General features: G+C 42.3%; 11 protein-coding genes. 3 read left to right on the top strand and 8 right to left on the bottom strand.

Translation table 11 applies throughout. From position 1 onward, the window contains the following. The first annotated feature begins 332 nt into the window (after positions 1-332). Together HCZ91_RS07975 and HCZ91_RS07980 are read left to right on the top strand one after the other, a co-directional pair. Positions 333-644, top strand: a complete 312-nt coding sequence (locus HCZ91_RS07975) for a transposase (RefSeq protein ID WP_179798967.1) — start codon at positions 333-335, stop codon at positions 642-644. Continuing rightward, positions 644-1,522, top strand: a complete 879-nt coding sequence (locus tag HCZ91_RS07980; RefSeq protein WP_346342186.1) for an IS3 family transposase — start codon at positions 644-646, stop codon at positions 1,520-1,522. The genes HCZ91_RS07975 and HCZ91_RS07980 overlap by 1 nt, the downstream gene beginning before the upstream one ends. Positions 1,523-1,711: 189 nt before the next feature. On the opposite strand, the gene HCZ91_RS07985 is transcribed toward HCZ91_RS07980, so the two are convergent. From HCZ91_RS07985 to HCZ91_RS08020, 8 genes are all read right to left on the bottom strand, one after another. Further along, positions 1,712-4,156 carry a site-specific recombinase gene (locus HCZ91_RS07985; RefSeq protein ID WP_179798968.1) on the bottom strand — a complete coding sequence of 815 codons (2,445 nt, stop codon included), beginning with the start codon at positions 4,154-4,156 and terminating at the stop codon, positions 1,712-1,714. Between the two features lie 237 nt (positions 4,157-4,393). Then, on the bottom strand, positions 4,394-6,178 hold the full coding sequence (locus HCZ91_RS07990; protein WP_101204979.1) for an acyl-CoA dehydrogenase C-terminal domain-containing protein: 1,785 nt from the start codon (positions 6,176-6,178) through the stop codon (positions 4,394-4,396). A 347-nt stretch (positions 6,179-6,525) separates the two neighbouring features. Further along, complete coding sequence (locus HCZ91_RS07995) at positions 6,526-8,319, bottom strand: acyl-CoA dehydrogenase C-terminal domain-containing protein (protein WP_102090567.1); 1,794 nt, start codon at positions 8,317-8,319, stop codon at positions 6,526-6,528. Between the two features lie 587 nt (positions 8,320-8,906). Next, positions 8,907-10,619, bottom strand: coding sequence for a GGDEF domain-containing protein (locus tag HCZ91_RS08000; protein ID WP_179798969.1), 1,713 nt, complete (start codon positions 10,617-10,619; stop codon positions 8,907-8,909). A gap of 173 nt (positions 10,620-10,792) precedes the next feature. After that, positions 10,793-11,689, bottom strand: a complete 897-nt coding sequence (locus HCZ91_RS08005) for a 16S rRNA (uracil(1498)-N(3))-methyltransferase (RefSeq protein ID WP_179798970.1) — start codon at positions 11,687-11,689, stop codon at positions 10,793-10,795. A 300-nt stretch (positions 11,690-11,989) separates the two neighbouring features. Next, a complete protein-coding gene (locus tag HCZ91_RS08010; protein ID WP_179798971.1) occupies positions 11,990-12,838 on the bottom strand; it encodes a methylenetetrahydrofolate reductase in 849 nt (282 codons plus the stop codon). Between the two features lie 13 nt (positions 12,839-12,851). Further along, positions 12,852-14,276, bottom strand: coding sequence for an adenosylhomocysteinase (ahcY, locus tag HCZ91_RS08015; protein WP_179798972.1), 1,425 nt, complete (start codon positions 14,274-14,276; stop codon positions 12,852-12,854). 348 nt (positions 14,277-14,624) lie between these two features. Further along, positions 14,625-16,517, bottom strand: coding sequence for a TonB-dependent receptor (locus HCZ91_RS08020; RefSeq protein WP_179798973.1), 1,893 nt, complete (start codon positions 16,515-16,517; stop codon positions 14,625-14,627). Positions 16,518-16,951: 434 nt separating this feature from the next. Between HCZ91_RS08020 and HCZ91_RS08025 the strand changes: the two genes are divergently transcribed. Next, the gene (locus HCZ91_RS08025) at positions 16,952-18,940 is read left to right on the top strand and encodes a mechanosensitive ion channel family protein (RefSeq protein WP_179798974.1); all 1,989 of its coding nucleotides are present in this window, start codon (positions 16,952-16,954) and stop codon (positions 18,938-18,940) included. Positions 18,941-18,951 lie beyond the last annotated feature (11 nt).

Genomic DNA, 18,951 nt, shown 5'->3' on the forward strand with positions numbered 1-18,951 from the left:
TGGTTCATATCCTTGTCTATCAGAGTAGAGTGGTCAATTTTAAATATTGGATACACATCAATAATAGTAAGTCTTTTAGCGTATAAATCCTGATAATTCAGATATTCTATAATGATCTGATTTTCATATATCATGACCCTCATCGCTCCTTCTTCATATATCTTAAATATTAATGCTTCATCTTGATATATATAAGCAGATATTGAGTTCTGAATATCACTGATAGAAAAAACCATTTTTTATTTTGTGTATCAATGAATGTGGATTTGTAGTGGCATAATAAAATTGGACAGCGCATAAGCGGTTATACTACCCCAAAGAGGATAACCAGTATGACTACCAAACGCAGAGAATATACCCGAGAATTCAAGTTAGAAGCCGTCAGCTTAGTAGTTGACCATAAGCGTAAGATTGCAGAAGTGGCAGAATCGTTAGGGATGGGCGCATCTACTCTAGATAACTGGGTACGCAAGTATAAAAAAGAGCAGCAAGCGGTTACGCCAACTCAAGGTTTGGCACTCACCGATGAACAACGAGAGCTACAGGCGCTTCGCAAACAAGTTAAGCAATTGATCATGGAGCGCGACATCTTAAAAAAGGCTTCAGCTCTACTGGCATCAGACAGTCTCAAAAGCTACTACTGATAAGTAAGCTTGTAGAGCAAGACAAACGCCTAAATAAAAGCCAGTTGTGTCGTCTATTTGGTATAGTGAGAAGCACCTACTACTACGGCAAACAGACTAAGCCCATTGATATTGAGCGTGTCAAACTCAAAGCTTTGATACGTCAGGTATTCAACGAATCAAAGCAGTCAGCAGGCACTCGCACCATTATCGCCATGCTGTGGAATGAGCATCACATTAGGTTGACGCGCTACTCAGCCGCTAAGCTTATGAAGCAAATGGGTTTGGTCAGTTGTCAGCTTAAGTCTCACAAGTACAAGCACGCTGATCAAGCGCATAGAACCCATGACAATATATTAGACCGCAGGTTTAGCCCAAATGCGCCTAATCAAGTTTGGACAGGTGATGTGACTTATGTTCGTATCAAAGGTGGCTGGTGTTACTTAGCGGTTGTTCTAGACCTGTTTGCTCGACGTGTGGTTGGCTTTAGTGTCTCTGACTCTCCCAACAGTCTCTTAACCAGCTCAGCGCTACAGATGGCGTATCACACTAGACTTAAACCAAGCGGTGTGCTGTTTCATTCTGACCAAGGGTCGCACTACACCAGTGAGAAATTCGCTGACGCGATAGCTGATTGTAAGGGTATGACACAAAGTATGAGCCGTCGTGGTAATTGTTGGGACAACGCACCCACTGAGCGCTTCTTTAGAAGCTTTAAGACAGAATGGATGCCAAAGGGTGGCTACGAGGATATAGCTGAAGCATCAAGTGCTATTAGCGATTATATCTGGGGCTATTACCAAACGGTGAGACCGCACAGCTTCAATCATTATTTATCGCCGGCTGAAAAAGAAAGACGTTACTTTAATCAAAACCTCTTATCAGGTGTCCTAAATTAATTGACCACTACAAAAGTCTGTGGTCAATTAATTTAGGACAATTTAGGATGATAGACAAAAGAATGCTAATTATATAGCCAATGCTTCGCTACCTTTATAGCGCATCGAACATACTCTGATAACAGACGTTATGACAAATAATTTTAGTAACAACAGTCGATCGAGCAAAAACCCACCAAAGCTACCTATTTAACTAGGTAGCTTTGGTGGTTTTTTAGGTTTTGGTAAAGGTGTTTTTGCGTCACCAGTCTGCTTGTCATCAGAGTCAGTATGGTGTGGATCATCACTAACAACGTCGCTATCAACCGCACTTATCGTTTTGGTGACCTTATCGTATTGGATGTCATCGGTATAATGAACGCTGTTTAGCTCGTCATCGACTAAACCATCGTCCAAATCCATTACCTTTTCAGGAGAGCTATACGGCTGCGTATGCTCATCTGTTGGCTGCTTTTCATAGTTGATGTCGGTGTTTGTCTGGGAATGTTGAGCATCAGCATGTTTAGATTCAGGCAGGATTCTGACATCAGACAAACGCCTTACCACATAATTACTCGGTATGGATTTGCCATTTTTTTGTGCGGAGGTATCATCAAATATCATGTGACCCTGACTATCGATACGCGCATATTTCATAGGCTTATCACGTGGCCAGAAAAAATCAGATGGATGACTAATAATATGGCCAAATACCAGTTTTGTGAGGCGACTCCATTCAAAAAAGCGAACTTCTTTAGAACGTAGGGCGACAAACAGTGCCAACGAAAAGCTAACGATCAAGTTGACCAGACCAATAAGTGCCACGCCAAGTATAGAAATTAGGATGAGGCTCCAGCTGATGTCATCAGCAGATATATTGAATAGTCCGTGTGCCAAGTTTGCTGAAGCAAAGGCAATGTGACGAATATCAATTGGTAAGCCGAAGATATAGCCGATAGTCGCGGTACTACCTAAGAACACCCCGAATAAGAAGTTACCCATGATAGCGCCCAAGTTGGCCTCTATAAAGCCGCCTAAACGCTGAAGCCATGAACTAGGCAATATGTATTTTAATAATTTGTGACGTTGTATACGCGCGCCTACGTTGTTATAAACTGCCAAGTTATCGTAGTAGCCGGCAATCAAACCAGATAAGAACAGGTAAACCCCCGCAATGGCAGCATGGGGTAGTGCTAATGAGTGAAAGGGGTCGAGATCATGTAACAGGTGTCCTGCTTTTTCGGTATCGATCATTGGCGCGCCAGTATATTGCAACCAAGCAAAAGAGATAATCAAGGCGACGGGTACGGCTAACATGACGTTACCCATGATAGCAATAAACTGGGTACGCAAGATATCGACGACCAATTCTGATAGCTTGGTCAATTGATGTGATTTTTTACCAGAGCCTTCAGAAATGGTAGAAGCGATTGCAGCAGCGGTCATGGCTGGCTGCTTGGTCGCTACTGTGCCACGGATAACATGAATAAATACGAAGCCCAAACCATAAATCATACTGTTGATGAACGCGCGACCCATGGGTGCGAGCGCTAAGTGATACGCTAGTATTTTTATGGTTGCCATAAATGCAATGATAAAGCCACCAATAGAGGCTTTTTTGAGCATCTTTTGATAGCCAGCTTTGTCGGTACTAATATAATGCTCACCGACGCGACTGGCATTTTCTGTGACTTTGCGAGAGAGCAGTTTGGTATTGTTATCAATCAAATAACCAATACTATAGCGCTGATTGGCCGTAGTGATGAGCGCCTGTATCAGTTCGATAACAGCACGATCTCGCTTTTGATTATCATCTGTGACCAACTCAGTCAAAATCCGCATACGCTGCAAACTTTGATCTAAACGCAGCATCATATTAGTCAAACGGATAGAGATACCAGTTTTATAAATCCGCTTGCGTACGGTAGCGACGATATCTTCGCACTGTTCAAGCATAACCAATAGGGGTGCAGGGTCGACTGCTTGCTCGGGCGTAATGTCTGTCAAGGTATCAAGCTCATGTGCTTGACGATATTGATTGACGAAGAGTACGGCTTCTTGATTTTGTGCAACAAAAGACGCGGAATAGTTCAGTATTTGTGGATAGGACTCCATCAAATCAGGATGCAAGCCGATACCGCTGATGCGATAAGACAAAATAATAATAGCGTTTAAAATACTGTTTTTTGCGGTAGCGACTAGATTTAAATGTTTCTCTTCTACGCGCACCAGCTCAACCAGTTTGTCCCATTTTTCCTTTTCAATATTGGCAAGCCAGCGTTCATCAGAGCGTTTATTAAATAAGTAGCCCACCAGTTCAACGACAGAGTCATCTTGTGGTAATAATGGTAAAAACCGATGGCCAATCAAACGGCGTAAACTGTTGAAGAATCCTTGGTCTGACATAATACCAGTGTCGGTATATAGCGCAATTTGTCGATATTGGATAATCAGTTTTAGTACAAAACTAGACAGCCCATCTCCATATTCTGGATGCTGATGTATGATATCAATAAGGGATTGAATTTTTTCGTTGGCCAATGCAGGTTCTTTATCACTGACTCGTAGCTCATCAATCAAGCGTTTGAGTACCGCAGGATCTGGCACGTCGCTCAAGGCGGTAATCTGTTGTAAAATGCGTTTTAATTCTGACACGTCGCACCCTTTATCATGGTTGTTTCAATCGTTTTTATTATTTAAGTCTGTATAAGTAGTTGAGTAATGTTTACCAATCGTTCAATTGTAGTCGAGCGACATCTGGTCTTGCGTTATTTTAATCGGAACTGCCAATTGATATTGAATTATTTTGTTAGCAGTTATTTTGACAAAAAAAAGGACAGTAACACGACTGTCCTTTTAATCAAGGTATTTTAGGTGAGTTTTAAAGCTAACTTAGCTTGCAGGAACATCAAAATAAGCAAGATCAAAGTTCATCATTGGGTCACTACCAGCTTTGACCATCTGTGCATGAGCATCGATACGCGGTAAGACACGACCGACGAAATAGTCAGCAAGCTTGGCTTTATTGGTATAAAACTCGCCTTCTTTACCATTAGCAGCTTCTACCATCAACGCAAACATGTACGAGTAGGCGAGGTAGCCAAACGCATGCATGTAGTCAACCGCACAGCCATTGATTTCGTTTTTGCGTTCGCCGATGTTGTTAAGCACAGTTGTGGTTAGCTCTTCAATGGTATCTGCTGCATTTAACGTAGCTTGTTTAATAGCGTGGTCTGCTTGCATATTGCTAACAAAGTCACGAATCTCACCCAAGAAGTGAGTGACGTACTTGCCGTTGTTACGAGCAACTTTACGACCTAGTAAGTCAAGCGCTTGAATACCGTTGGTGCCTTCATAAATTTGCGCAATACGTGTATCACGAACGATCTGCTCCATACCCCATTCGCGGATATAGCCATGACCACCAAATACTTGCTGACAATCAACAGTGGCCTCTAATGCTTTATCAGTCAAGAATGCTTTAGCAACTGGTGTCAGTAGGGCAACACGAGCTGCAGCCGCTTTGGCTGATTCAGGATCGGTACTAAACTTCTCTTCATCAAGGTTTTTGGCAACGTACATCGCAAAACAGCGTGACGCTTCAGTGTTTACTTTGGCATTCAATAGCATACGACGGACGTCAGCATGATGGATAATAGCATCAGCAGGTTTTTCTGGGCTTTGTAGCTGTGTATCGCTACGGCCTTGACCGCGGTCATTGGCATATAATGCTGCATTTTGATAGGCAAGCTCAGAACCACCAAGGCCTTGCAAGCCCATAGTGACACGCTCGTAGTTCATCATGATGAACATAGATGATAGACCAGTGTTTTCCGCGCCAACCATCCAACCTTTAGCATTATCAAAGTTCATGACACAAGTCGCAGAGGCTTTGATACCCATTTTGTGTTCGATAGAGCCTACCGCTAACGTATTGCGCTCGCCTAAGCTACCATCTGCATTGACCAAGAATTTTGGTACGACAAATAGTGAGATACCTTTTGAACCTTCTGGTGCATTTGGTGTTTTTGCCAATACCAAATGAATGATGTTATCAGTAAGGTCATGCTCACCACCAGTGATAAAGATTTTGGTACCAGAGATATCATAGCTACCATCATCATTAGGCACGGCTTTGGTTTTGATAATACCCAAATCAGTACCAGCATGCGGCTCTGTCAAGCACATAGTGCCAGCCCATTCGCCGTTGTACATTTTTTCTAGATAAGTTTGCTTTTGCTCTTCAGAGCCAGCCGCATTTAAACAAAGCGTCGCACCGACTGTTAGGTTTGGATACAGGGCAAATGATTGGTTGGCAGTGAAAACCATCTCTTCGGTGAGCATGGTAACCATTTTAGGGAAGCCCTGACCGCCGTATTCAGCATTACCGCTTAAGCCAACCCAACCAGACTCAGCATATTGCTTATAGGCTTCTTTGAATCCTGTCGGAGTCGTGACGACGCCATCACCTTCGAAAGTTGCGCCTTCTTCATCACCGCTACGGTTAATAGGAAGTAGAATGTTTTTTGACAGTTTTCCCATTTCTTCTAAAATCATATCGACAGTTTCCATGTCAACATGAGCCAAGTTTTCGTTGTTTTGCCAAAACTCTGGCGCCTTAAATACGTCATTTAAGATAAAGCGCATGTCATTAAGAGGGGCATTATAAACAGCCATAAACATTCCTTTGGTTCAAATAATTAAAATTGAAGTTGTTAAGATTATCAACTGTTTTCTTGGTATAACCTTAGCGATTAATAATCAAAGTTTAACAAATAAGCTTGTGAGCGAGTGTATTTCTTCGTGAATTGTGCGTACACCAAAAGTTAGCAGCGGCTATTGAAGTGCTTATAGACACCTTGCTGATAACTATAATGTGAGAAGGTAGACAGGTCGGTGCTTATAGATAGTTGCTACTGTCAAAACTATGTTGATAGTCGTCATAAGCACGCGCAAAATAAAGCGGCAACACACCGAAGTATATTGCCGCTCAGATTATACGATTACGAAGTTTAGCGCTTTAATTAAAAGGCAAACTGATCAACGTCCATGCTCATGTATGGCTCTACACCAGTGCTGATACGCTGTACGTGCGTAGTAGTACGTGGCAATAGCTTAGCAAAGTAGAACTGAGCTGTTTTAACTTTAGCATCATAGAATGCTTTTTCGCCAGTACCGTTTGCGATAGCAGTCTGAGCAACCAGTGCCATACGCGCCCATAAGTAAGCTAGAGTTACATAACCGCTGAAATACATATAGTCTACTGCAGCGCCGCCGACAGCATCTGGCGTTTCAGTTGCTTGCATGCCGATGCGTGCAGTCAAATCGCCCCATTCTTTAAGATGCTTGGCAAGTGGGCGAATGAACTGACCCATCTCGTCATTTTCTTTGTTTTCTTCACAGAATTCTTTGATAACGTTTACAAAGTTAGCAAGTAGCTTACCTTGTGAACCCAAGACTTTACGGCCTAACAAGTCAAGTGCTTGAATCTCTGTGGTACCTTCGTATAAGCAAGAAATGCGCGTATCACGTACGTTCTGCTCCATACCCCATTCGCTAACGAAACCATGACCACCATAAACCTGAATACCATGGTTAGCAGCTTCTAAACCTGTTTCAGTCAAGAACGCTTTAGCAATTGGTGTCAGTAGTGACAACATTTGGTCAGCAAACTTCAACGCTTCGCCTTCGCCTTTTGCGACGGTATCTGCAAAATGTGAGAGATAATAAACTAGCGCACGACCACCTTCAGCAAAGGCTTTTTCCGTCAACAACATGTTACGAACAGCTGGATGTACAATGATAGGATCAGCCGCTTTTTCTGGTGCTTTCGTACCTGATAGTGAACGCATCGCTAAGCGGTCTTTTGCATAAGTCAATGAACCTTGGAATGCATACTCTGCTGCAGTCAAACCTTGCACGGCAGTACCGATACGTGCCACGTTCATAAAGGTGAACATACACTGTAGGCCACGGTTTTCAGGTCCAATCAAGTAACCTGTTGCGCCATCGAAGTTCATGACACAAGTTGCAGAGGCTTTGATACCCATTTTGTGTTCGATAGAGCCACAAACGACATTGTTGCTTTCGCCAACGCTACCATCTGCGTTGACCGTCATTTTAGGAACGATAAACAATGAGATACCTTTGGTACCAGCAGGTGCACCTGGTAGACGAGCCAATACAATATGGATGATGTTACCAGTTAGGTCATGCTCACCGGCAGAGATGAAAATCTTTTGACCCGTGATGCTATAGCTACCATCTTCTTTAGGCTCAGCTTTGGTACGGATAATACCCAAGTCAGAACCCGCATGCGCTTCAGTAAGACACATGGTGCCTGACCATTCGCCAGTGACCATTTTTTCTAAATAGGTTTGTTTTTGCTCGTCAGTACCATGATGCTCGATGGTTTGGATAGCACCATGTGATAGGCCAGGGTACATAGAAAATGACCAGTTAGCCGTACCAACCATTTCATTGATGACAGTAGATAATGAGAACGGCATGTTTTGACCACCGAAATCTTCTTCAGCAGATAAAGCAGGGAAGCCAAGCTCACAATACGCGTCATAAGCTTCTTTAAAGCCTTTTGGCGTGGTGACCTTACCATTGTCAAACTTACAGCCTTCAGCATCACCGCTTTGGTTCAATGGCGACAGTTCGTTTTCAGCAAAGCTTGCAGCCATTTCAAACAGGCTGTCCATTAGCTCGCGGTCAGCTTCTTGGAACGCAGGCAAAGTTTTGTAGTGGCTTTCACTATCGAGTAGTTCATGCATAACGAATTGGATATCACGTAAGGGCGCTTTGTATTGCATAACTTCCTGTCCTTTTTGGAATGTAACCGATCATAGCCAATAATGAGCATATGGTCGCACTATTCTCTAGTGCGTTATTCTTGCCTAGCCAGTCTGGAAATCTAAATAAATGATAAACAGTAAAGCAGGTCAACCATGCTATCGATTACATAAAATAGTGTTAAAAAGAGTGGTGATTGTCAGAGTCAATGAGAGATTAAATGTGCTCTAACAAATTCACTATAAAAGATAGGCTTTCATAGGTGATTATACAAGTTTGGTGACAGGACTGATAAGTCATGAACCTATCTTGCATCGGTTATGCAATCGACGTTAGGCGCTAGGAGATAGCAGCATTAAGCATATGAAAAATTTAGTGTTACTAAGACAGATAGTCCTTTATATGACCGGTATTAACATGAAAAAACGACAGGCAAAAAAATAGCGTTTGCCATAAAGACAAACGCATTAGTATAAATGACAACATTATTTGGTAGAACCGAGCCTGTAAGTTATTTCACAGATATAAACGTGATAAACATTAAACATGCTCGTATGTTAGGAGTCTTAACATAGTAGTTTATGATTAATAACGAATAGCTTAGCGTTTACTCAGAAGCATTTTGTTGAATCAGCATCGCAGTGGCGACATCAGCAGCCACAGGTTTGCTAAACCAATAGCCCTGACCAATTTTGCAACCCATATCTAACAACACATCGCGCTGCTGCTCAGTTTCGATACCTTCAGCAACGACCTGCATGTCTAAAGCGACTGCTAAGTCTAAAATGGCTTTTACAATCGCGTGCTGGGTACGATCGGTTTCAATATTGGAGATAAAGCTCTTATCAATCTTGATAAAATCAAATGGATATTCTTGCAAGTAGCTTAATGACGCATAACCAGTACCGAAATCATCGAGCGCTAGACGTACGCCAAGCTCTCTAAGCGAGTTAAGCTGTTTTTTTACATTATCATGACGCTGAATCAAAGACGACTCGGTTACTTCAATATGCAACTGATGGGCAGCAACGTCATTTGCTGTCAGTAGTGTGCTTACCATATCAAAGAAGTCAGGGTGGCTAAATTCCGCGGCATCAGCGTTGATACAGACGTGTTGATGAAACCCTTGCTGTTGCCAAACGGCTAGTTGTTTGACGATTTTAATAGCCAGTTGCGAAAACAAATCAAAGGATAGCTTGTGCGCGATAATGGCATTGATAAAATGAACGGGCTTGAGCAATCCGCGAGTGGGGTGTTGCCAACGTACCAATGCTTCAAAACCTGTGATAGCCCCAGTCTCTAATGAGAACTTTGGCTGATAATAAGGAACGAATTGACCTTCAGTGGTAGCAGTTCTAAGCTCAGACTCTAGCTCTAAGCTACCAGCGGTGGCGCTTTCAATTGCCTCGTCGTACCAGCGAATATCATCGCCACCATGCTGCTTGACATAGTCCAATGCTTTTTCTGCTTTGGTCAATAAACCCGTTACTTCGTTATCGTCTTTTGGAAAACAGCTCACACCCACAGAAATATGGTAATAGATATTTGCATCTGTCGCATGGCTCTTGTCAGTAGAGAAGGGACGCTCACACATTTGCATGAGTGTGTCTAGCTGATGACGTACCATATTGGCATCTTTAACTTCAAATAATAGCGCAAAATCATCACCCCCAAAGTGAGAAAAGGAGCGTAAATTATGCAGTTTGAGCTTTTCGACTCCTTCTGCAAAGTTTTTTATTAAATCATTGGCACCATCAGGCCCTAATAGGCTGGCAAGATTGCGATAACGGTCAATGTTTAAGCGTACAAGGACAACCTCTTGGTAACTATCCAATAGCATGTCACTTGTCTGACTCAAAAATACCTTGCGGTTAGGGAGACCTGTGAGCTGATCATAGTTGAGTAAATGGGCGACCTGTTTTTGATCTTTAATAACTGCAGACATATCACGCAGCATACCAATATGATAAGCCATTTGATCTATATAAATCTTGCGATAAGTGACATGACAATCAATAGGCTCGCCATAACGATTGATCATCGAAAAATCAAGTTCGTAAAATCCATGACTGTTTAGGTTTTTACTGATGTCTTTCAAGATAAGCTGTTCTGCTTCTGATAAAAACTTAGCAGCATAAATACCAAGTGGCCGACCAACCAAGAAATCTTCTTTGTAGCCAATCATAAGCTCATAACTGGCATTGACCGCTAAATAACGTAAATTATCATCTAATACAAATATGGCGTCTTCAAGCTGTTCACATAGCGTACTCATCAACTGCTGCTTGATTGATACTGGAATAGTGTCAAAATTGCTCATAATAGTGGCTCACAAAAGATAAGGGCTTATAAAAATAAGAACTGCATTATCAATTTATTAACATTGAGTTGGCATCGCGTTTTACTGTGTACGATACAGAACAGACTTTATTTTTGACTATAAGTATAAAAGATAAAAACTACGATAGTCATACTAATACTTATCAGTTTTTACTAGGTGCTTAAGGCGTGTAAAGTAGCTAACGCTACCACTGGTGCAGTTTCGGTACGCAAGACTCTTGTTCCAATTTGCCAAGGCTCAAATCCAACACTCTCCGCTTGCTGACATTCATCGTGACTCAAACCACCTTCAGGCCCGATCAACAGTTTGATATAAGGGGTCTGTTGTTTAAGAATATCAGATAGAGCGTCAGGCATGGCAGGTTGTCCTGCTGCTGGTACACTCATTTGCATACATAGATCTGCAGCGTTTGCTAATACTTGATAGTAAGAATCATGACTAAGCACAGAAACGATAGAACTGACGGCCATTTGCGCCTTCGTAACGCCAGTAGCCATAGCCTCAGTAGTCTTAGCATCAGAATTGGTATTGCTTAGCCATTCGTTGATTGATTGTGGCGCAAGAATAAGAGGTGGGCGATTAAGGCCGCATTGTTCACAAGCAGCGATGGCCACTTGTTGCCAGTGCGCCAGTTTCTTTTCAACTTGAGCAGGTTTTAATGTGACTTCGCCATGGTGGCTGCTGAGCAACTGAATGGCAGTCACTCCAAGCTCAGTTGCTTTTTGGATAGCATAATCCATACGCTCACCGCGGCTCATTACCAAACCAATCTGAGTGATAGTAGGCGGCGTACGATCGTCGTCTATATGTGTAAGCAAAGTAGCAGTGGTATTTTTTTTACTGATTGCCTGTAGCTCTACTGTATATTCGCCACCAAATCCATCGAACAAAATCCCTTGATCCCCAATATTGGCTCGTAGTACACGGCACCAATGATGGACTACACTATCGGGTAATTCGACATTGCTACCTAGCGGTAACTCACCCAATTTAGGTAGTGATGAGGCATCAGCATTGTCGTTGTTAACGGCATAAAAAAAACGTCGCACGTGGTCTTATTCCTATTATTTGATTGAGTGTAATTATTATTAGATCTATAGAATATCACTTGAGACAATTAATGACATTTGTTTTATGAGAATTTTTCTTAATAAAGATAATTATTTTTAGAGCAGCATTATTACACAGTGAAGAAATTTTTAAAAATCAAATAAGATAAAGTGTATGAATAAAACGGTAAAGGGTTATTGGTCAAAATTTTGACAATAAAAAACTGGCGCTCCTAGAAACGCCAGTCATTAATAATGTATTCAGGAATGATTGAGGGATATTCTAGAATGCTTACAAGTTTAAGCGGTCAATCCCAATGCTTCTACCAAGCGTTTGTTTGGCTCAACTTTGTTCATGCTATAAAAATGCATGGCAGGTACGCCCTCGGCAATCAAGCGTTCACATAAACGATAAACCACATCAAAGCCAAACTCACGAATAGCCTTACTATCATCGCCAAAATCCGTCAACTGCTTACGTACATAGCGCGGAATATCGGCGCCACAGCTATCAGCAAAACGCAAGAGATTGCTTGAATTGGTAATTGGCATGATACCAGCGACCAAAGGCTGAGCTACTGTATCAATACCGCGTTTCTCTAACTTATCACGCAAGTACAGATAGCTGTCAGCGTTGTAGAAAAACTGGGTAATCGACGCATTGGCACCAGCTTGGTATTTATTTACCAAGTTATCAATGTCAAACTCAAAGCTACGCGCTTGTGGGTGCATTTCAGGGTAGGAGGCCACTTCGATATGGAAGTGATCACCCGAATGCTCACGAATGTACTTTACCAAATCTACCGCAAATGGTAGTTCACCCATGCCCACCTGACCTGATGGCAAGTCGCCGCGTAGCGCTACTAAACGTCTAATACCTAAAGTCTTATAATACTCTAGCAATTCAGCGATTTCACTTTTGTCATCGCCAATACAAGACATATGCGGCGCGATTTCAGTGGTACCACGCGCACTGAGTGCCTGTACGATATCTAAGGTGCGGCTACGGGTTGAACCGCCCGCACCGTAAGTTACCGAAAAATAAGCTGGTAATAACTTATTAAGCTCATCGTAAGTGCTGAGAAGCTTTTCGTGACCTTGCTCGGTCTTTGCAGGAAAGAACTCAAAGGAGAAAGCAGGCTTACTCACAGTCAGGCTCCTTTTAGTATTTATAAGCGTCAGGCTTGAATGGACCTTCAACTGGCACACCCAAATACTCAGCTTGCTTTTGGGTCAGCTTGGTTAGCGTACCGTTAAAGCCTGCAACCATCGCAGCGGCCACTTCTTCGTCTAACTTCTTAGGCAATACTTTTACGTATAGGTTGTCAGTACGTTGGTCAGCTGGCAAGTCAGCGAACTTCTCTTCGAACAGATACATTTGAGCCAATACTTGGTTGGCAAATGAGCCGTCCATCACGCGTGATGGGTGACCAGTTGCGTTACCTAGGTTTACTAGGCGACCTTCAGCAAGCAAGATCAAATAATCGTTTTCATCGTCTGAACGGAAGATTTGATGAACTTGTGGCTTGATCTCAACCCAGCGCCAGTTATCACGCATAAATTGTGTGTCGATTTCGGTATCAAAGTGACCGATGTTACATACTACAGCACCAGGTTTAAGGGCTGCTAGCATATTTCTATCACAAACATGGTAGTTACCAGTTGTGGTGACGATCATATCAGTATCTTCAAGCAAGCGCTTGTTGATGCTAGCTGCGCCGCCCGTGTTATCACCGTCGATGTATGGTGATAATACTTCAAAACCGTCCATACATGCCTGCATAGCACAGATAGGGTCAACTTCTGAAACACGTACGATCATGCCTTCTTGACGTAAGCTTTGTGTAGAGCCTTTACCTACATCGCCATAACCGATAACCAAGGCACGGCGACCAGCAAGGAACATATCGGTAGCGCGTTTAATAGCATCGTTTAAGCTATGACGGCAGCCATATTTATTATCATTTTTAGACTTGGTAACCGCATCGTTGACGTTGATGGCTGGTACTTTAAGTGTACCTTTACCAAGCATCTCAACCAAGCGATGAACGCCAGTGGTGGTTTCTTCTGAGATACCATGGATGTTGTCAAGCAGCTCTGCATAATCATTGTGAATCAAAGCAGTCAAATCACCGCCATCATCCAAGATTAAGTTAGCATCCCAAAGTTGGCCTGATGCTTCGCCGCCAACATGGACTTGCTGACGTAGGCACCATTCATACTCTTCTTCTGTTTCGCCTTTCCAAGCATAAACAGAGATACCAGCAGCAGCAATTGCAGCAGCAGCATGGTCTTGAGTTGAGAAGATATTACATGATGTCCAGCGTACTTCAGCACCAAGCGCAACTAGTGTCTCGATAAGTACGGCTGTCTGAATGGTCATGTGGATACAGCCAGCGATTTTCGCGCCTTTAAGCGGCTGGTCTGCTTCGTAGCGACGACGCAAACCCATTAGGGCAGGCATTTCGGCTTCAGCAAGGGTAATTTCACGGCGGCCGTAATCAGCAAGGCTGATGTCAGCGACTTTGTAGTCAGTGAAAGAGGGATCGATCGTATGGGCAGATGGTGTAGTAGACACTGCGTCCATAATATGCTCCTATCAGTGGTTAACGAATGATAAAAAGAATAAAAACGCAGGTGCCGTTGTTTGTGCTGTGGGCGACCAAAAATATGGACTCTCGACAGTTAACCGAGCCTAACATAACCTTTGATTGCATAACTATAGAATGTTAATGCAGTAAATCACTGTTATGGCGCAACACCTCTCGGAGGTCGTTATTGTAATAGATGAGTGGTTAATTGTCACCTATTGACTGAGATAAATAGCTGATGCCTTAGACAAACAAAACCTCAAACAGGAATCTATAGCCATAAAAAAGGCCATCGACTGATGACCTTTTTTGTTTTAATGTTTTTTGATACTACTCAGCCAAAATTAGTACCAGTTGTAGGTTAGAGAGGTAAAGTAGTTAATACCGTCAGTATTATAGCCAATATCTGTTATATAATCTTCGTTAGTGATGTTGTTTAGACGTGCAGTCATAGACAAATTATCAGTAAGTTTGTAGTTACCACTGATGTTCAGCAATCCATAGTTGTCTACAAATTGAGAGTCAGTATTGGTAATTCTGCTGTAATAGTCCCCTACATACTGATATTCAGCGCGTATATCTAAACTTGGCAGACGGTATCCGACATATACCAAGCCCTTGTGTTCAGGACGGTAGGGAAGAGAGTTGCCATCATCACTTCCGCCACTACTGTCTTCTGCCTTCTGGTAGTCATAGCTGCCGCCAAACAGATAGTCGTTCATTTCCCAGTCAGAGGTTAATGATATGCCTTCAATCTTAGCGCTATTGATATTCTTTGCTTTGAAATTAGAGTAAGCAATTAAATTATCCACATCACTGCGATAACCTGTCAGACGTGTGCTGTGCCGAGTGCTATCGTACTGAGCAAATACTTCATAGTTGTCGCTAGTCTCAGGATTAAGGTTAAGATCGCCACCATATGCAGGGCTTAAATCATTAAAGACAGGTGCGCGGAAGCCTTTAGCATAGCTCGCACCAACGCGGAAATCAGGACTAAGATGCATTGCACCGCCCAAATTATAGGTGGTTTCATCACCATAGCGTGAGTCATCATCGTAGCGTAGGTTGGCTTGTGCATCAAAGCGGTCATTGGCGATGACATAGCCAGCAAAGGCACTTTTGACATTACGGTCATCAATACTGTAAGCCGTGCTGTCTAAGTCTTGAGTGAGGTATTCGAGACCATAAACACCTTCACCAGCTAGCAGCTTGTTTTTACCAACTAAGCTAATCTGGTCTTGAGTACCATCGAATACATTTGGATACTTAGCATAAGACTCGCTTTTATCAATAGAGTGACCATATTGGAGCTTAACAGAGGCATCAGGCATATATTGCCAGTCGACATAAGCTTGTGCTGCGCCGTTTTCTTGATCAGCATGAGCGTCTTCAAAAGTACCATCGTCATATTCAGTAGTGGATTTACTATACAAGATGCTAGCACCTGTCAGTAACGTGTCGCTAAAACGCTGATTGACTGCTAAGCTTACACTGTCGCTCTCAAAACCATCATCGTCTTTATTATAAGGGTCATTTTGATTACTGGGATCTGGACGGGTCGCATTGATACCATCTGTTTCGTTGTGACTGGCTGAAAGGCTTAATGTAGTACCATTAGTATTGGCAAGTTGTGCGCTTGCACCGTATACATAATGATCGTTTGAGCCGATACCTGCGGTAACTGACATACTGCTTCGATCTATATTGCCGCCTTTAGTGAATACTTGAATGACACCGCCCATCGCATCCGCACCGTAGATGCTAGAACCTGATGCTCCATAGAGAACTTCAATTCGATCAATTTGATCAGCAGGTAGCAAGTTTAACGCGGCGCCTCCAGCGCTGACTGAGCTATAACGTATACCATCAATTAACACGAGAATTTGTTTGCTGTCGTAGCCGCGCATGTAAAAATTTGAAGTAGTACCAAGACCACCGTTTTGTTTAAAAGCGACGCCTGGTTGACGTTTGAGTACGTCCAAAACAGTCTGACCTTGATAACGTTGTAGCTCTTCCTTATCGATCACCCGTGTCTGCGCAATTACATTACTTGTCTTAGTAGGTGTGCGAGTGGCTGTCACGACAATTTCATCAAGCTCAACTTGTGGTAGGTTACTATCGTTGATGGAAATATTTTCAGAGGTAGCTGCCATTGCAGTATTTACTGCAAGTAAGCTAAGAACGCTCAAAATACTTAAACGAAGATAGGTACGTGAAGATGCACGTGATACAGACATAGTCGATTCCAAAGTAATCAAGTTAAAAATGCAGAAATGAGAGGTAACTATTATGACGTAAAAGGGGTCAAAAGTTACAAAAAACAGTATATAAGCAAAACTGCGCTCATTATCTACAAATTAACCTGCTTTATAAACTACTTTAACCTAATGTTTATTCAGGGTAGGCTGAATGTTATTCAGGTTAGCTTGCTAAATAGTCAGTTAAAAATTACTTTACTTAGATATTCTATGAGAACTTATTGAATTTTATAAGATAAGCCTATCCTTAAAAACACCTACTATTAGAAGTGCACATAGAGTAAGAAACCAAATACCAATACAGTTAGCTACAAAATTGCGTAATCAAAAGCACTGCTGTTATAAATAATTGTTACTATAGTATGGACGCCACCTGTCATTTATCATGCCATTTTTAAACTAAGAGGTTTGTTTTGTCTATCAAGCATAATCTGACTCCCAGTCCTTCGCCTAATTTATTCTCTGCTATTACTAAGATGCCATTTATAGTCGCGATGCTATTACTGACTATGCTGTTGAGTATCGCATTGCCAAATAATGCCTACGCTGTTGAGGCTGGCGCTTTGGGAGTAGGTAATGACAGTAGTGGAGAGACAGTAAGTACGCCATTGCCTGATTCATTTGGCAGAGATACACCGCGTCATACGGTACAAGGGTTTATCAGTGCATTAGGCGAAAATGATTACTTACTGGCAAGTAATTATCTAAACTTGTCGAAGTCTGACAATCCAACCACTGTCGTACGCCAATTCAAACAAGCATTGGATGCAGGTGGTCGGTTTCAACCTGATTTGCAGATTAACAATACACCTGAAGGTAATCTGACCGACCAGTTACCACCGAGCCAAGAGAATGTTGGTGTCATCAATGTCGGTGAAAAAAGCGTCCCACTATTACTCGAAAGAGTGGTATCAAAGCAGGGTGAGCAGTATTGGCAGTTTTCGAGCGATACGCTCAGCTCAGTGCCAGAAGTGATAGAGAACACTGAACCGACCTTGGTTTCTCGTTATACCGTTGACTCATTAGAAGGCAAAAAGCTATTTGGTTATCAAATGGCTGATTTGGTCGCTGCACTCACGATGATTATCAGTAGTTTTGTGCTGACGTACATCATGGTATGGCTACTGTACCATTTATTACGCATCGCATATCCTCGAGTACGCGGCGTCCCGCTACCTTTGCCAAATAAAGTAATTTTACCGCTGTCAGTTGTTATCATGGCATTGATATTGTCTGAGGTCATGGTCTACGCTGGCGTGTCAGTTACGCTGCGAGAGCCTGTCAATCGCTTTACAGATATTGCCTCGTGGTTGGCATTAACGTGGCTATTACTGCGCGTCATCGATGCGATATTCACCCGTGCTGTGAACCTAAGCTATAAGAAAAACTATACAGAACGAGTCTCTATCTTGGGACTATTGCGTAAAGTCGTCAAAGCACTGCTATTAATATTTGCTGTCATTGTTATCTTTGGCAATCTAGGGTTTGATTTGACCACTGGTATTGCTGCGCTGGGTGTGGGTGGTTTGGCATTAGCCCTTGGTGCGCAAAAGACGATTGAAAACTTAGTTGGTAGTGTCGTCGTCGTCGCTGATTCACCTGTGCGTATCGGTGATTACTGTAAATTCGGTACTTACGAAGGCACAGTTATCGACATTGGTATTCGCTCATCGCGCGTGCGGACATTGTCGCGGACGATTGTTACGGTACCAAACGGTGATTTTTCATCGATGCAGATCGAAAACTTTACCTCTCGCGATATGTTTCGTTTCTTCCATTACTTATATATTAAGCGTACCGCTGATCTTGACGTAATATTTAAAATGGTCAATGACTTGGATGAATTTATAAAAGAGCATGATTTGACCAATCAAGAATGGAATCAGGTCAATATTTTGGAGCTGCGCCAAGATTGCTATGTTATTCAGTTGCAAGCTTATGTGAATGCTATTGGTATCATTGAGTTCTATGACAAACAAAACGCTTTGTTTGTCGATATATTAAAGAAAGTCGCGAAATATAAGGTAGAACATGCATTGCCGACTCAGCAGTTGATTGTTAATCAAACGGAGCTTGAACATCATGTGGGAAGTAGCACTGATGAATCAGCAGAAGGAAATGAATCAGATAACAGTAGTAACTCTGCTAATAATGAAGTGTCTGATAACAAGGAAGTAAACACAAGCGTATACAGGAAAGATTACAACGATGATGGCGTTAATATTCGTAAAGATAGCGACAAGGCTAAAAATGATGTTGCAAGTCACCACAAATTCTCTATGGCGACCGTCAGCAGAAGTGGTGCGCTTAAGGCACTAAAGCATAAAAGTCATATGCTAAGAAAAAGTAAGTTTAAGCACACTAAAAACAAATCTGGCTTTTCTATATGGAACCAGCCTTAAAAGAGACTTTT

This window comes from Psychrobacter sp. BI730, from assembly GCF_013414195.1.
In the GTDB taxonomy this organism is placed as follows: Bacteria; Pseudomonadota; Gammaproteobacteria; order Pseudomonadales; family Moraxellaceae; genus Psychrobacter.

Bases quoted from the DNA above. Each gene is read 5' to 3' on its own strand.
- HCZ91_RS08020 (WP_179798973.1), bottom strand. From the start codon at position 16,517: ATGTCTGTATCACGTGCATCTTCACGTACCTATCTTCGTTTAAGTATT.
- HCZ91_RS07990 (WP_101204979.1), bottom strand. From the start codon at position 6,178: ATGGCTGTTTATAATGCCCCTCTTAATGACATGCGCTTTATCTTAAAT.
- HCZ91_RS07995 (WP_102090567.1), bottom strand. From the start codon at position 8,319: ATGCAATACAAAGCGCCCTTACGTGATATCCAATTCGTTATGCATGAA.
- HCZ91_RS08000 (WP_179798969.1), bottom strand. From the start codon at position 10,619: ATGAGCAATTTTGACACTATTCCAGTATCAATCAAGCAGCAGTTGATG.
- HCZ91_RS07975 (WP_179798967.1), top strand. From the start codon at position 333: ATGACTACCAAACGCAGAGAATATACCCGAGAATTCAAGTTAGAAGCC.
- ahcY (WP_179798972.1), bottom strand. From the start codon at position 14,276: ATGGACGCAGTGTCTACTACACCATCTGCCCATACGATCGATCCCTCT.